The 14,027-nt window shown below is 64.1% G+C and carries 14 protein-coding genes and 1 pseudogene; all 15 read right to left on the bottom strand.

What is annotated here, in order from left to right:
- Positions 1-82: 82 nt before the first annotated feature.
- On the bottom strand, positions 83-1,336 hold the full coding sequence (locus BO1_RS07915) for a LysR family transcriptional regulator (protein ID WP_028217110.1): 1,254 nt from the start codon (positions 1,334-1,336) through the stop codon (positions 83-85).
- A gap of 78 nt (positions 1,337-1,414) precedes the next feature.
- Complete coding sequence (locus BO1_RS07920) at positions 1,415-2,272, bottom strand: fumarylacetoacetate hydrolase family protein (protein ID WP_028217111.1); 858 nt, start codon at positions 2,270-2,272, stop codon at positions 1,415-1,417.
- 30 nt (positions 2,273-2,302) lie between these two features.
- Entirely contained in the window at positions 2,303-3,082 is a 780-nt protein-coding gene (locus BO1_RS07925; RefSeq protein WP_028217112.1) for an SDR family oxidoreductase, read from the bottom strand.
- Positions 3,083-3,099: 17 nt separating this feature from the next.
- On the bottom strand, positions 3,100-4,110 hold the full coding sequence (locus BO1_RS07930) for an amidohydrolase family protein (RefSeq protein ID WP_028217113.1): 1,011 nt from the start codon (positions 4,108-4,110) through the stop codon (positions 3,100-3,102).
- Positions 4,111-4,147: 37 nt separating this feature from the next.
- Complete coding sequence (locus tag BO1_RS50070) at positions 4,148-5,080, bottom strand: VOC family protein (protein WP_156992172.1); 933 nt, start codon at positions 5,078-5,080, stop codon at positions 4,148-4,150.
- Between the two features lie 76 nt (positions 5,081-5,156).
- Positions 5,157-6,053, bottom strand: coding sequence for a substrate-binding domain-containing protein (locus BO1_RS07940; protein WP_043284076.1), 897 nt, complete (start codon positions 6,051-6,053; stop codon positions 5,157-5,159).
- Positions 6,054-6,085: 32 nt separating this feature from the next.
- Positions 6,086-7,027 carry an ABC transporter substrate-binding protein gene (locus tag BO1_RS07945; RefSeq protein WP_043284078.1) on the bottom strand — a complete coding sequence of 314 codons (942 nt, stop codon included), beginning with the start codon at positions 7,025-7,027 and terminating at the stop codon, positions 6,086-6,088.
- A 37-nt stretch (positions 7,028-7,064) separates the two neighbouring features.
- Positions 7,065-7,925, bottom strand: a complete 861-nt coding sequence (locus BO1_RS07950; protein WP_028217116.1) for an HpcH/HpaI aldolase family protein — start codon at positions 7,923-7,925, stop codon at positions 7,065-7,067.
- A gap of 19 nt (positions 7,926-7,944) precedes the next feature.
- Positions 7,945-8,985 carry a sialidase family protein gene (locus BO1_RS07955; protein WP_028217117.1) on the bottom strand — a complete coding sequence of 347 codons (1,041 nt, stop codon included), beginning with the start codon at positions 8,983-8,985 and terminating at the stop codon, positions 7,945-7,947.
- A 417-nt stretch (positions 8,986-9,402) separates the two neighbouring features.
- Positions 9,403-9,594, bottom strand: a complete 192-nt coding sequence (locus BO1_RS57185; RefSeq protein ID WP_156992177.1) for a helix-turn-helix domain-containing protein — start codon at positions 9,592-9,594, stop codon at positions 9,403-9,405.
- A 66-nt stretch (positions 9,595-9,660) separates the two neighbouring features.
- The gene (locus tag BO1_RS61745) at positions 9,661-9,786 is read right to left on the bottom strand and encodes a hypothetical protein (RefSeq protein ID WP_281179163.1); all 126 of its coding nucleotides are present in this window, start codon (positions 9,784-9,786) and stop codon (positions 9,661-9,663) included.
- A gap of 70 nt (positions 9,787-9,856) precedes the next feature.
- A complete protein-coding gene (locus BO1_RS07970) occupies positions 9,857-11,221 on the bottom strand; it encodes an MFS transporter (RefSeq protein ID WP_028217118.1) in 1,365 nt (454 codons plus the stop codon).
- A 341-nt stretch (positions 11,222-11,562) separates the two neighbouring features.
- Positions 11,563-12,813 (bottom strand): YbfB/YjiJ family MFS transporter, encoded by a 1,251-nt coding sequence (locus BO1_RS07975; protein ID WP_028217119.1) that lies wholly within the window; start codon positions 12,811-12,813, stop codon positions 11,563-11,565.
- 121 nt (positions 12,814-12,934) lie between these two features.
- The gene (gene purU, locus BO1_RS07980; RefSeq protein ID WP_028217120.1) at positions 12,935-13,822 is read right to left on the bottom strand and encodes a formyltetrahydrofolate deformylase; all 888 of its coding nucleotides are present in this window, start codon (positions 13,820-13,822) and stop codon (positions 12,935-12,937) included.
- A pseudogene (locus tag BO1_RS58885) lies at positions 13,819-14,027 on the bottom strand (hypothetical protein); the annotation flags it as partial. The pseudogene BO1_RS58885 and the gene purU, both read right to left, overlap by 4 nt.

Below are 14,027 nucleotides of genomic sequence, written 5' to 3' on the forward strand. Positions count from 1 at the left end.
CCATTCGGCCTGCGCGGAAAAGGAAAGGCGCCGGCGCGCGATTGCGCGCGGCACGAAAACGCGCGGACCCGAGCCCGCCGGGCTAGGCGCCCTGACCGCCCGTCATGGCCTGCGCATTGCGGCGCACGCTGCGCAGAAAGGTTTCCTGCACATCGTTGGGTTGCCAGTCGCGCCGCGCCGTGATCCCGACGAGCGGACCGTCCCACGGCACGTCGATCGTGAGCGGCGCAAGCAGCCCGAAGCGCCGCTCGCTCAGCACCTCGGTCCAGCTCAGCACGGTCAGCATGTCGCTGTCGTAGAGCGTGATGCGGATGGTGGAAAGCGAATACGTTTCGATGCTGGCGAGCGGCGGCGCGCCTTCGGAAAACACGTATTCGTAGGCTTCGCGGCGCGGCGAGCCGCGCGGCGGCAAGATCCACTGGTAGTCGCGCAACGCATCCACCGTCACCACCGGCTCGCGCGCGAGCGGGTGGTCGCGCCGCGCGACCACGCAATAGTGCTCGTGATACAGCGGCTCCTCGACGAAATCGAACGACTGATCGGGATTTTTCAGCACGCCCAGCATGAAATCGATCTCGCCGCGCAGCAGCTTGTTGAGCAGCTGGTCGTAGGTGCCGTTGATGATGACCACACGCGCATCGGGAAAGTGCGCGTTGAGCTCGCGGATCGCGCTCACGATCAGGATCGACGGGTCGAGCAGCAGCACGCCCACCGTCACGCTGCGCTCCACGGGAAACTGGTAGGCGCGCAGCGCGTCGGCCATCGCGGCGATCTGGTTCGAGATCGTCTGCAACTGCCGCGCGAAGGTCTGGCCGGTTTCGGTCGTCGTCACGCCCGAGGCCGAGTGCCGGTAGAGCGGCGCCCCCAGGTTCTGCTCGAGCGTGCGGGCCGCGCGCTGCAGCGATGCCTCGGTAATGCCCAGCAAGCGCGCAGCCGCGCGAAACGAGCCGCACTCGGCAATGGCGATCAGGCAGCGCATCTGCGTGCGCGTGATGCCGCCCGCCAGCACAGCCGGGGACACATTGCGCGTGCTGCCCACCTGCGCCACCGCGTCCTGCGCGGCCTGCAGGATCTTTCGCGTGCGCACGAGCGCCGCGACCCCCGCCGGCGCGAGCCAGGTGCCGGTGGTCGAGCGCTCGAACAGGCTCACGCCCATCAGCGCCTCGAACGCCGCGAGGCACGAGGTCGTGGCCGGTTGCGAGCGCAGCAGTTCTTGCGAGGCCTGAGTGACGTTCTCGTGACGCGCCACCGTCTCGAACACGCGCAGCTGCCAGAGGCTCGGCTGTTCGACGGGAGTTTCTTTCTGTTCGCCAGGTGACGCGACGACCGAGGCCATGTTGCTGCTATCCCTACGTGACTGGCGTGACAAAGGTCCGATATACCATGACGCGCGCACACCGCGCGACCAGGTCTGCTACCCGGTTACCTTGTTGCGCAGCGTGCCGATACGATCGATGGTGATCTCGCACTCGTCGCCGGGCTTCATGAAAACAGGCGGCGTTCGCGAGAAACCCACGCCGCTGGGCGTGCCCGTGGCGAGAATGTCGCCGGGGCACAGCGGCGCGATCGACGAGACATATTCGATGAAGCGCGGAATCTTGTGCACCATGCTGGCCGCCGTGTCGTCCTGCATGATCGCGCCGTTGAGCTTTGTCTGGATGCGCAGCGTGTCCGCGTCGCCCACTTCGTCGCGCGGCACGATCCAGGGTCCGATCGCGCCGCTCTGGTAGAAGTTCTTGCCCGGCGTGATCTGGCGCGTATGGAACTGCCAGTCGCGCACGCTGCCTTCGTTCATGATCGTGTAGCCCGCCACGTGCTCGAACGCGTTTTCGGCCTTCACGCGGTAGCCCGGCTTGCCGATCACCACGACGAGTTCGCCCTCGTAGTCGAACTGCTCCGAAACGGCCGGATGGCGCAACGGCTGGCCGTGCGCGGTCAGCGAATCGCTTGCGCGCGCAAACAGTGCCGGCTGCTTCGGCAATTCCTGCACGCGGCCCGCGCTCTGCACTTCGTTGTGGTGCTCCACGTAGTTGAGTGCGAGGCACCAGATGTGGACCGGGTCTGCAATCGGCGGAAGGAACGTGATGTCGGCCAGTGTGTAGTCGGCCTGACCGGCCACGGCCTGCGCCACCTCGCGCGGCAGGTCCGCCGCGCAGAGCGCCTTGAGCGTGGGGTACTCGCCGCCGATACGCTTACCGAGATCGATCACCTTGTCGCCGTCGATGATGCCGTAGGTCTCGCGCCCATCCACCGAAAAGCTCGCGTATTTCATCGAAAATCCCTCTGTATGCTTGAATGAGCGTTAGACGAGGCCGGCATAGGAGCCGCCGTCGAGCTGCAAGTTCTGTCCCGAGATATAGCCGGCCTGCGCGCTGCACAGAAAAGCGCAGGCATCGCCGAACTCCATCGGCTCGCCCAGGCGCTTCGCGGCGATCGTGGCGGCGATGCGCTGCTTCGCCTCGGCCACCGTAATGCCGTCCTTCTTCGACATGCGGTCGGCCATGTAGCGCTGGCGGTCGGTGTCGAAGCGCTCGGGCAACATGTTGTTGATCGTCACGTTGTCGACCACCGAATCGCGCTGCACCGACTTGCTGAGCGCCGTGAGGCCCGCGCGTACGGCGGCGGAAAGGCCCATCGTCGCGCTCGGCGACTTCACCATGGCCGACGTGATGTTGACGATGCGGCCGAACTTGCGGCTGCGCATGCCGGGCACGAACTGCTTGATGAGGAAGACCGGCGCGAGCATGTTGCCTTCCACGGCACCCAGCCAGTCCTCGCGGCTCCAGTCGGCGATCTTGCCCGGCTCCGGCCCGGCGTTGTTGTTCACGAGGATGTCCGGCTCCGGGCAAGCCGCGATAAGCGCCTCGCGCCCCGCTTCCGTGTTCAGGTCGGCGATCACGATCTGCGGGCGGTTGCCGGTGGTGGCCTCGATCTGTTGCGCGGCCGTCTCCAGCGCGTCGGCGTGGCGGCCGTTGATAAACACGCGGCAGCCTTCGCGCGCCAGCGCGGTGGCGCATGCAAGGCCGAGCCCGCGCGACGAGGCGCAGACGAGCGCCGTCTTTCCAGCGATTCCAAGATCCATGTTTTTCTCTCTGTTGCTTAGTCCTGGCTGCGGTATTTCAGGCCGGGATAGACATGCAGGGCGTTGTTGCAGAACACGTCGTGGCGATGCTCGCTGCACAGGTGCGGCGTGCCGGTGACATAGCGCTTCGTGTCGTCGTAGTGATGGCCGGTGCGCGGGTCAATGCCCTTGACCGCGCCAATCATCTCCGAGCCGAACAGGATGTTCTTGTGCGGCACGACTTCCGTGAGCAGGTTGACGCCCGCCTGGTGATAGACGCAGGTGTCGAAGAAGATGTTGTTCAGGAGACCGTCTTCGAGGGCCTTGAAGCCCATGTCCTGCGCGAGGCCGCGATAGCGTCCCCAGTGGTACGGCACCGCGCCGCCGCCATGCGGAATGACGAAACGCAGCGTGGGGAAGTCCTTGAACAGTTGCGGCGCGAGCAGAAACTGCATGAAGGCCGTGGTGTCGCCGTTCAGGTAGTGCGCGCCCACATGGTGAAAACACGGGTTGCACGAGCTGCTCACGTGAATCATGGCCGGCACGTCCAGCTCCACCATCTTCTCGTAGAGCGGGTAATAGTGACGGTCGGTAAGCGGCGGATCGGTCCAGTAGCCACCCGAGGGATCGGGGTTCAGATTGCAGCCCACGAAGCCCAGCTCCTTCACGCAGCGCTCCAGCTCCGCCACGCACGCGCTCACGTCCTTGCCCGGCGCCTGCGGCAACTGGCACACGCCCGCGAAATTCTCCGGATAGAGCTTGACCACGCGGTGGATCAGGTCGTTGCACACGCGCGCCCACTCGATGCCCTGCTCGAGCGTGCCGAGGTGATGCCCCATCTGCCCCGCGATCGGCGAGAATAGCGTGAGGTCGAGGCCGCGCTCGCGCTGGGCCTCGAGCTGGCCGCCTTCGAGCGCCTCGCGCAGTTCGTCGTTGCTGATCTCGAGCGGCGCGCCGTATACAGGGCCCGCGTGTTCGAGCTGTCTGCGCCGCCATTCGTGCAGCGTCCTGGGTACGGTCGTGAAGTGACCGTGACAATCGATGATCATGAAGCGCTACCTGGTTCGTTGAATAAGGGATGAGCGGCTAGCCGTTCCACGCCACGAGCGGCGTCGCCTGCTTGACGAAACGCTCGGGCGGCTTTTCGCCGGTGTCGTAGCTCATGCCGTCGCCGATGCGGATATGGTTGAAGCGGCTCTTCGCCGTCATGCGCTCCTGCGAGATCCAGTGCTCGTGCATCTGGCCGAAGGGGCTCATCCAGTAGTCGAAGATCTGACTGCCGAGCGCGTGGCGGCCAATGCCGCGCACGTGGTCGTAGTCGCGCTGCGCGAGGTGGTCGTAGCCGAAGAAAATGTCGTCCACGCCCTCCACCTGGTACGACACGTGGTGCAGGCCCGCACGCGGCCCGCGCAGCAGGAAGATGATGTGATGATCGACCGGTGTGTCGCCGAGATCGATGCGGTTGAACTGGCCGATCACGTTGTCGGGGTCGCCTACGAACAGCTCGTCGGTGGGAATCACGCCCAGCGTGCGCTGATACCACTCGATCGACCCCGGCAGTTGCGGCGTGGCGAACGCCGTGTGCGCGATGCGCTCCACGCGCGCCGCGCCGAGCACGCGGCTTTCGCCTTCGGCGTCGCGCACGAGCGGCCGCGCCGGCAAACGCTCCACCTGCGCGCGTCCGGCCACGAACTCGAGCCAGAAGCCGTTGGGGTCCTGCAGGCGCACGCGCTGGCCGCCGCCGGGCTCGTCGATGTGCTCCACGCCGCTTGCGCCGGGCAGTTTCGCGAGGTCGGCGATGAGCGCCGCGTCGCGCAGCTCGTACGCACAACTGATGACGCCGGGCTCGCCCAGCTCCGTCACATGCAGAAAGGACGCTTCCCCAACGCCGCGCATGTAAAGGCGCTTGTCGTCGCGATGGACTTTCACCATGCCGAAGTCTTCGAGGAAGGCTTCCATGCGCCCGAGATCGGGGGCGCTGAGCCGGACGTGGGCCATGCCTGAGATGGTCGAAGCCAAGTTTGTCTCCGTGTCTTGCTACTGTGTTGCGCTATTGCGCTATTGCGGTGTTGCTCTCTTGCGGCGGCGCCGTGCCTCAACCGAGGATGTCGAGCACCGGGCCATACAGCTCTTCCAGCGTATAGCGCCGCGTAATGAGCCCTTGCTCGAAAGCGTACCGAATCGCCAGTTCGAGCGCCGGGGCGAGCTTGTCGAAGCCCACCGGCTGCAGGTCGATTGCAGCCTGAGGTTTACCCTGCTGAGCCTGTTCCCGCGCTTCGCAAAGCAGGCGGTACACCTCGCGCACCGCTTCGGGATGGTCTTGCGCCAGCGAACGCTTGACCGTCACCACGTGGTTGATCGGCACCGCATGGGTGCGCGCATGCCAGGCAGCGGCGGCTTCGCCCGGTGAGGGAATCAGCGGCCGGATGCCCGCTTCTCCGGAAAGCCCGCCTCCCGCGATGATCGCGTCCACCTCGCCCGCGCGCAGCATGGCTTCGAGGCTCAATGTCGATTCGAGGCGCGAAACCCACTCGGGTTCCTCGTAATTCGCCACGTGCGCGCCTTCCTGGCTCAACCACTGGACGTCGGCCAGGCTCACGCCGTAGTCGTCGGTGAGAATGCCGCGCACCCACGTGGGCGTGGTCTGCGTGTAGGCGCGCATCGCCACCTTGCGGCCGGCCAGGTCGCTCGCCTTGAAAGTGGCGTCGTCGCGCACCACGATGCTCTTGTGGTGGAAATTGCCGTTCATCACGAACGGCAGCAGCACATACGGCTTGCCCGCCTCAAAAGCCTGCAGGAAGGTGATGATCGCCAGTTCCGCGACATCGTATTTCTCATGGCGCACGACGTCCTTGAAGGCCTTCTGCGCGGTGTCCACGGGGGCGAAATCCAGCTGCGCGAGCGGCGAAGCGAGCGTGCCGTCCTTGAGCGGCTGGGTTTTCGGGTAGGTCCCCAGCATCGTAGGGATGGAGAGGGTTTGATCGGTTGTCATCGTCTGCTCTGCCTCGAATAAGTATCGGAGCCTTAAGTGTTCGCAGCCGGGTCGAGAAACACCGAAGCGAGTTCGGGACGCTGCGGAATCAGCCGCTGGGCATGCGCGTAACGCACGAGCGCATCGAACGATTTCGCGTTCTGCGCGAGCCCGTAGGGCAGCGGATCGCCAACGAGTTCCGCCAGACGGCGATAGCGCTTGTCTTCCGCGCCGTCCGCCGCGCCGCTATTCACGCGCGCCAGGTAGTTCTCTTTTGCCGCCACGAATGCCGCGTAGAGGCGGCGCGGCAGATCGGGATCGCGCGCCAGCACGTCGTTGCGCACCACGATCACGCCGTGCAGCGGGTAAATGCCCGTGCGGCGATACCAGTCGGCTTCCAGCGCGGCGGCGTCCTCGACCAGTTCGACGAGGCGATCGTCGAGACCGGCGCCCACGCCCGCCAGGCCGCCGAAGCCCACTTCGAGTTCGCCCGCTTCCATCATCGCCGCGAGCGACGTGTCGCTCGCCACGCGCCGCACGTTGGACGGCGGCACGAAGGTCTCGACGTTTTCGTCCTCCTCGGTGAGCCATGTCACCTTGTCGAGGTCGACACCGTATTCCTCAGACAGAATGCCGCGCGTCCACACGGCCGCCGTGACCGAATACGCGCGCACGCCCACGGCACGCCCTTCGATATCCTTCGGATGCCGAATCGATGATTCGCGCAGCCGTTGCAAGCCCGCATGGCGAAAACGCCGTGTCATGGGCAGCGCGAGCGCCGTGACCGGCGCACCGGCCGCCACCGCCATCAGATACGACGTGGGCGCCATCTCGCAGATATCGTAGGGCTGGCTGCGCGCCATGCTGCGATAGGCGTCGGGCATGCGCTTGATCTCGATGAAGTCGAGCTCCACGCCCTCCACGCGCACCGCGCCGCTGCGCAAATCTTCGACCTGGCCGTGACGGCCAAGCACGATCGACAGTTTTTCAGTCATGTTGACGTACCTGTAATGCTTCGTCGATGTCAGCCGTTCAGACGCGGCCCGCGAGCTGACGGCCCTTGTCCAGCGCGCCGAAGTCGCGCTTGGGGAACGTCATCAGGAAGCGGTAGCCCTCTTCGATCACGCGCGCCACATTGCCCTCGTTCACGTGCGGATGGCCGACCGGAATGTTGTATGCCTTGCCGATCTCGCGCACATGGTCCATCAGGCGCAGCAGTTCCGGGTGGTCGTATTCGCGCGGGCAGCCCAGCTCCTGCGTGAGGTCGCCCTCGCCGATCAGCAGCACGCCGATGCCCGGCACGCGCTTGACCATTTCTTCGAGGTTCTCGATCGCCGCGACGTCCTCGATCATCAGCGTGACGAGAATCTCGCCTTCCGGCGCGAGCGGCCACACATCGGCCTTGCGGTAGTACTCCTGCTGCGAGAGGCCCCAGTAGCGCGCGGCGGGCATGGGCGCGTCGCCGCGCAGGCCGGCCGGCTCGTAGAGCGGCTGGTTCGGCAGACGCGGGTAGCGGCACGCGGCGACGGCGTTGTATGCCTGCTCGGGCGTGCTGATACGCGGCCAGACGATGCCGTATGCGCCGAGATCGAGCGCCTGCTTGGCGAACCATTGGTTCATTTCGCTGCCGCTGGGCGGAATGCGCACGATCGGCGTCATCTGGCAGGCCACCGTTCCCGCCTGCGCGATACGCTGGCGCAGCAGCAGGTACTGCATGGCGTTGCGCAGCGCCGAGATGTCCCACGGCGTGTGCTCCATTTCGAACACCACGCCGTCGTTCGACGACTGCGCAAAGCTGACCGCGTTTTCGATTTCGGCCTGAATAAAGGAAGTGAAGGCAATACCGCGTCCGGTTTCGAGTGCCCGGATTACACCGTTGAGTCGTTCAGCCATGTCGTTCGACCCTCCGGTCTCAAAGCATCGCGCCGCAGAATGCGTCACCCGCATTCGCCGGCAGTTGCTTTTCGGCCCACGTCTTGCTGCCGTCGGTCGTGAAGAACACCTGGCCGCCGCGCGTCACGGTGATCACGCCATCCGGGTCGCTCGCGTGCGTGCCGAAGCCCATCATCGTGCTGCGCGGTTCGACCGCCGAGTCGGCGCGTGACCACGTTGTGCCCATGTCGTCGCTCGTGTACAGCGCGCCTGCGGCGCTGCGCGACGAGATGCTGAAGCACGCGTACATCTTCTTCGGCTGGCCGTGGACGAAGCGGCATTCACGGGCGTACTGGAACGGCGCGAACTTGCCGACCTCCAGATCGCGGAAGGTCTTGCCCAAGTCCCGGCTTTCGAACACGCCAAGGCGGCAGATATAGAACAGCGAATCGGGCGAGGCGGTGGTGGTGCAGACCGAATGGGCGTCGAACATGCCTTCGGTGTCGTCGTCGGTTTCGATCTTGCTTTTCAGGTGCGGCTCTTTCGCGAGTTCCACGAGGCCGTCGGCCACGCCGCGCCAGTTCTCGCCGCCGTCCTCGCTCACGAGGAAGCCGTTGATTTCGGCCACCGCATACATGATCGACGGATTCGTCGGATGAAACGCAATGCGCATCACACGCGAATTGCCGAAGGTGATCTTGAAGCGCTCCGGATGGTGCGCATTGCACTTGCGCCACGTATCGCCGCCGTCGTCGCTGCGGTACACGCCAACCGGGCCCGTGCCGGCGAAGATCACATCGGGGTTGTGCGGATGCACGACGATCGTCCAGAACTGCACGTTCTCGTCCGTCACGTTCAGCCGGTGCCAGGAAGCACCGCCGTCGGTCGAGCGGAACACGCCCTTGCGCGCCGCCACGTAAATCACGTTCTCGCGGCCCGGATGCGGCGTGATCGCCTGTACCGATGCATCGGCCGGGATGTCGCTCACCTGTTGCCACTCGCCGCCGGGTTCGAGCTTGAACAGCGAACCGATCGCTTCGGGCCGCGTCGTCGCCGTCCCGACCAACATCAATTTGCGCATAAAGCCTCCATCGTTATCGTGCCGGAGGTGCGACTCGCAGGGTTCGCGCACCGGCCATGTGTCGATTCATCCGGACTCGTGTCTCGTCTGTTCTCAACTGACGGGAGGCAGTGTAGGGCGACTGGGCTACGCTTTGTCATTCGAAATGCGCCGTCGCCATAGATTTTTGCTGAACCCAGGGGCCGACACTAAATCACCTTATCGCGAGGAGACAAACTGCTCGAACTGCGCTTCGCTCAATTTCGTTGGAATGGCCGGCCAGCATGGGTTTCCCGTCATTCACACGTCCAGAAATCTGGCCTCTAACCTGACCGGGGCGGTCGCGTCGAAACCCGGCCCCGGCAGGGTTCGCAGAAAAATTCGAACTTGCTGAATACGGAATGCGTCGCCCCAATTTACGTCGCAGCGGATACGAAATCACGGTGCCAAATGAAGATGGTGAGAACCTGGAGCGGGCAATCGTCGAATAATTCGCCGAAGAGCATTCGACGCCAGGTTCACCGCGGTGGCGGACAGGCCGAGCTGTTCGGCCGCCGCACGCATGCTGCCTTGTTCCGCGACGGCGGCAAAACAGCGAAGGTGCCGGGCTTGCGTCTTCGAGTACCAGATGGGACAAAGGTGTGCGGCAAGGGCACTGCCACGTTGCTTGCTTCATTGCGCGAACGTGACAGTGTCTCAACCGTAGTTCACGATGAAGCGCAGGTTGTTCTCGATGTAACCGATGAATTCCTCTGGTCTCGCCAGCAGCCCGGCCTCCTTGGGGGCTGCATTGCGCGGCGAATTTCCGACATAGGCTTTCAATAGGGCTTCCGCCGCAATGAATAAACCGTTCTACTTAAGACTTCGCGAGCGCAGCGCGCATCGTGCGTGTTCAGTCGTCGGCCAACGGGGATCGCGATGTCTCGTTGCTTGCCAGCATGGCGACTAGCGCGACACCTGCGGCGCCCACCAGGTACCACGCGGGCGCGAGCTTGCTGCCCGTCGTCGCGATCAGCCAGGTGGCGACTAGCGGTGCAGTGCCGCCAAACAGCGCATTTGCCGCATTGAAGCAGAAGGCGAAACCGCTGTAGCGCACGCGCGTCGGAAATATCTCGGACAGAAAGCACGGCAAGGTGCCGTCGTTCAGTGTGAGCAACGCGCCGAAGGCAATCTGGATCATCACGATGGTCGCGAAGCTCGCGCCGGCCAGCCCCTTGAAGAGCGGCACCGTGAGCAATGCGAACATCACCGATGCGCCAATCAGCATCGTCTTGCGTCCGACGCGGTCGGACAGCGCACCCATCAGGAAAATCAAACCAATATACGCAGCGAGCGAGATGGTCGCGGCCACGAACGACGCGGTTTCGCTCATGCCCATTTCCGTCGACAGGTAGGTCGGCATATAGCTGAGCACCAGATAGAACGCCACGGCGTTCAGGCAGGTCACGCCAAACGCGATGAGCATCTTGCCGCGATGGCGGGTCAGCAGTTCCGTCACAGGCGCCTTCGCCACGTCGTGCGCGCCTTCGAGCGCCTTGAACTTCGGCGTGTCTTCGAGTTTCAGGCGAATGTAGCGGCCGACCAGCCCGAATGGTGCCGCGAGCAGGAACGGCAAACGCCAGCCGAAATCATGCAGTTGCTGCGTGGAAAGCACCGCATGCATCACGGCGACAAATACCGAACCGAACAACAAGCCAGCAGCCGTGCTGGCCGGCACGATGCTCGTGTACACGCCACGCTTTCCCGGCGGCGCGAATTCCGCGAGAAAGGCGGACGCGCCCGCATATTCACCCGAGGCCGAAAAGCCCTGGACGATCCGTACCAATAGCAGCAGCGCGGGTGCGATCATGCCCACCTGCGCATAGGTGGGGAGGAACGCGATCAAGAAAGTCGAACACGACATGATCAGAATCGACAGCGACAGCGCGGCCCGCCGCCCGTGCCGGTCGCCGAAATGCCCCCAGACGATACCACCCAGCGGCCGCACGACGAACGAAACCGCGAATACGCCATATGCCGCGAGCAGGCCTGTCATCGAGTCGCTCTTCGGAAAGAACATCACCGCAATGATGGTCGCCAGGTAACCGTACGAGGCATAATCGAACCACTCGACAAAGTTGCCGATGAAGCTCGCCAGCGCAGCCCGCTTCAAGAGTCCCGCATCAGTCCGGCTATCACTTTGGCCTACCGCTCCTTCGCCCTGCTTCCACTCGCTGGCCGCCACCAGGCCGCCCGGCATTGCTTTTCTGGTACTCATCCAAGTCTCCATATGTGCTGCTGGTTAGCCCTGACGTAATCCGGAAACCAGTTCGATTGCTACCGCTCCCGGCACCATCGAACGCTGCGAATTCCGTGGGTTCAAGGCAATGGTAGAAGCTGCAGCCAATGGAATATATCTTTATCGGACAAGCGACTTTCTCCATTCGACATCAAGGGTAAACACCGCCAGGAGGCTTTGCCGCTGCCCCGAAACGGGCGTCGTGCAGACGCAGGCAACGGCAATGTGCTGCGAACGCGAGATTGCCGTGCATGCACACAGTTAAGGGCGGGAGTCGGGAAAGGTCCAGCGCTTACCGCTCGGGCGAGCGATCAGAAGAATCACGCGTGGCGATCGAGGGGACGCTGGCACGCTGCCAACAGTGCTCCAACGAGCAGGACTGCGGAGGAATAGACGAGCCCGCGCGTGAGGCTGACGTTGTCGGACACCCAGCCGATCGCGATCGGCCCGGCGATCTGACCGACTGCGAACACGATCGTGAAGATGCTGATGCCACGAGTCCATTCGTCGGACGGAAGATTGTGTCGTACGAATGCCGTGGTCGAGGCGACCGCTGAGAGAAATGTCGAGCCAAAGATAATGCCCGAAATGGCAGCCGCGACGGGATGAACGAACAGCGCTGGCATGAGCGTCGCGAGGCCCAGCAGCGCATTGAACGTCGCCAGCGCGAGCCCCCCGCGAGCGCGGTCGAGAAAACGCGACCAGATTCGCGCCGATGCGATCGTTGCGACGCCCAACGCGATATAGAACGTGGAAACGACGCCCTGGCTCATGCCCTCGCCGCGCAGCAGCGCCACAATGAAGGTCATGTAGCCAATATATCCGACGCCAAAGAGGCCGTATCCGCCCAGCGCAAGACCGTAGCGCCGCCACAAGGTCCGCTGCCTGACCGCGCCTCCTGGTGCGCTCGCGATGGCTGCGCCTGGAGCATCGATGCTGCGGGCGGCGCCGTGCGCTAGCAGCGTGCAAACCGCACACGCGACGGCCAGCGCGAACCATGCGGACTGCCATCCGTGCGGCACGGAACGCACGGTGGCCGGCACGAGAATGGACGACACCACAATGCCGTACCCAGTCCCGCCGTAATAGAGGCCCAGGATCAGTCCACCGCGTCGCGGTGCGGCCGTCGCGAGCCGGGCCGCCAGAACGCCGCCACTGATAAAGATGAACGCGCTGCCGACACCGGCCACGAGCCTCTGCGCGAGCAGCATGGACGTGTCGGACACGAGGCCGCACAACGCCATCAGCACGATCACCGCATAGGCACCCGCAGCGAACAGCGCGCTGGGTGGGCGATGGCGGGCGAGCCAGGGGTACATGGCCGCGCCTATCAGATAACCCGCCGCGTTGGACGTGTTCATCGCGCCGGCCTGGGCGAAACTCCATCCCAGGTCGGCCTTCATCGCCGGCAGGAGCAAGGCATAGGAAAAGCGCGCGAAACCCAGGGCTATTGCGCTGCCCAGCGACAGGCGCACGGCCAGCCAGAGCGGCGCAAGCGACTCGCTATCCTCGCGATGTGCCGATTCCGTCTCGATACGCTCGCCAGCCCTGTCGCGGGTATTCGCCTTCATCCCGAATGTGCTCTCCTTCTTCTAGTCGCGCTCTCATGCGCTTCGCAGACCGGGCGTCCGAACACTGGCAAGCCGCCCGCACCGTCCGCGATAGTGCCAGAAACTGCTGCACATGGGGTCGCTAGCGCAATACGACCGTACGCCCTTCATGGATAAAAACGCGCCGCTCGATGAAGCCCTGCACGGCCCGGGCGAGGGCGGCGCGTTCCATGTCGCGGCCCGCGGCAAGCAGCCGCTCGGGCGTGTAAGTATGATCCACCCGCTCCACCACCTGCTCGATGATCGGGCCTTCATCGAGGTCCCCTGTCACGAAGTGCGCGGTGGCCCCGATCAGCTTGACCCCGCGCGTGTACGCCTGGTGATAGGGCCGCGCACCCTTGAAGCCGGGCAAGAACGAATGGTGGATGTTGATCGCCCGGCCCGCGAGACGCGCACACAACCCGGCGCTCAAGACCTGCATGTAGCGGGCGAGCACGACCAGTTCTGTTCTCGTGTGCTCGATCAGCGAGACGAGCGCCTGTTCTTGAACGGATTTGGTTTCTGTTGTCAAGGGAAGGTGATGAAATTCGATCCCATGAGATCGGACCATGGGTTCGAGATCGCGATGATTGGACACCACGCCCGCAATATCGATCGGCAGTTCATTGATCCGCCAACGGTGCAGCAGATCAACGAGACAGTGATCGAGCCGCGAGACGAGAATCAGCACTTTCGGCTTCACGCGCGCGTCGAAAATCGCCCATTCGAGCGCGTGCCGTCGTGCAAGCGGCGCAAAGCCCTCCAATAGCGCCTCACGGTCCAGCCATCTCGGCGCAGGAACATGAAACTCGCATCGCACGAAGAAGCGGGCGGTCTGCGGATCGTCGAAAACGGAGAATTCGTCGATATAGCAGCCAAACCCATCGAGAAATCCGACGATGGCCGCCACCTGGCCCTGCGCACTCGCGCACGTCACGTTCATGATGAAGCGGCATGTGTTATCAGGTACTTCAGCAGATGTCGCGTTCATGGATGCTCCCCGTCATTGGCACATCGGACGTGTGCCATGTTGCTCCTGTATCCATCACCCTCGCAGGCCGCCCACTGCAGATAATCGGCGCGCGTCCAGTCGAGCGACACGCCGATGCGCCGCGTGCCCGGCCGGATCTTCGGCTTGTGCACTTCGATCGCGAGCGAGTCCAGCGCCGGCCACTCGCGAAACGAGAGCGCCGCAA

It is taken from the genome of Paraburkholderia oxyphila NBRC 105797, from assembly GCF_000685075.1.
GTDB classification, from domain to species: Bacteria; Pseudomonadota; Gammaproteobacteria; order Burkholderiales; family Burkholderiaceae; genus Paraburkholderia; species Paraburkholderia oxyphila.

Bases quoted from the DNA above. Each gene is read 5' to 3' on its own strand.
- BO1_RS07930 (WP_028217113.1), bottom strand. From the start codon at position 4,110: ATGATCATCGATTGTCACGGTCACTTCACGACCGTACCCAGGACGCTG.
- BO1_RS07915 (WP_028217110.1), bottom strand. From the start codon at position 1,336: ATGGCCTCGGTCGTCGCGTCACCTGGCGAACAGAAAGAAACTCCCGTC.
- BO1_RS07940 (WP_043284076.1), bottom strand. From the start codon at position 6,053: ATGACAACCGATCAAACCCTCTCCATCCCTACGATGCTGGGGACCTAC.
- BO1_RS07970 (WP_028217118.1), bottom strand. From the start codon at position 11,221: ATGAGTACCAGAAAAGCAATGCCGGGCGGCCTGGTGGCGGCCAGCGAG.
- BO1_RS07950 (WP_028217116.1), bottom strand. From the start codon at position 7,925: ATGGCTGAACGACTCAACGGTGTAATCCGGGCACTCGAAACCGGACGC.
- BO1_RS07945 (WP_043284078.1), bottom strand. From the start codon at position 7,027: ATGACTGAAAAACTGTCGATCGTGCTTGGCCGTCACGGCCAGGTCGAA.
- BO1_RS07920 (WP_028217111.1), bottom strand. From the start codon at position 2,272: ATGAAATACGCGAGCTTTTCGGTGGATGGGCGCGAGACCTACGGCATC.
- BO1_RS07975 (WP_028217119.1), bottom strand. From the start codon at position 12,813: ATGAAGGCGAATACCCGCGACAGGGCTGGCGAGCGTATCGAGACGGAA.
- BO1_RS07925 (WP_028217112.1), bottom strand. From the start codon at position 3,082: ATGGATCTTGGAATCGCTGGAAAGACGGCGCTCGTCTGCGCCTCGTCG.
- BO1_RS07955 (WP_028217117.1), bottom strand. From the start codon at position 8,985: ATGCGCAAATTGATGTTGGTCGGGACGGCGACGACGCGGCCCGAAGCG.
- purU (WP_028217120.1), bottom strand. From the start codon at position 13,822: ATGAACGCGACATCTGCTGAAGTACCTGATAACACATGCCGCTTCATC.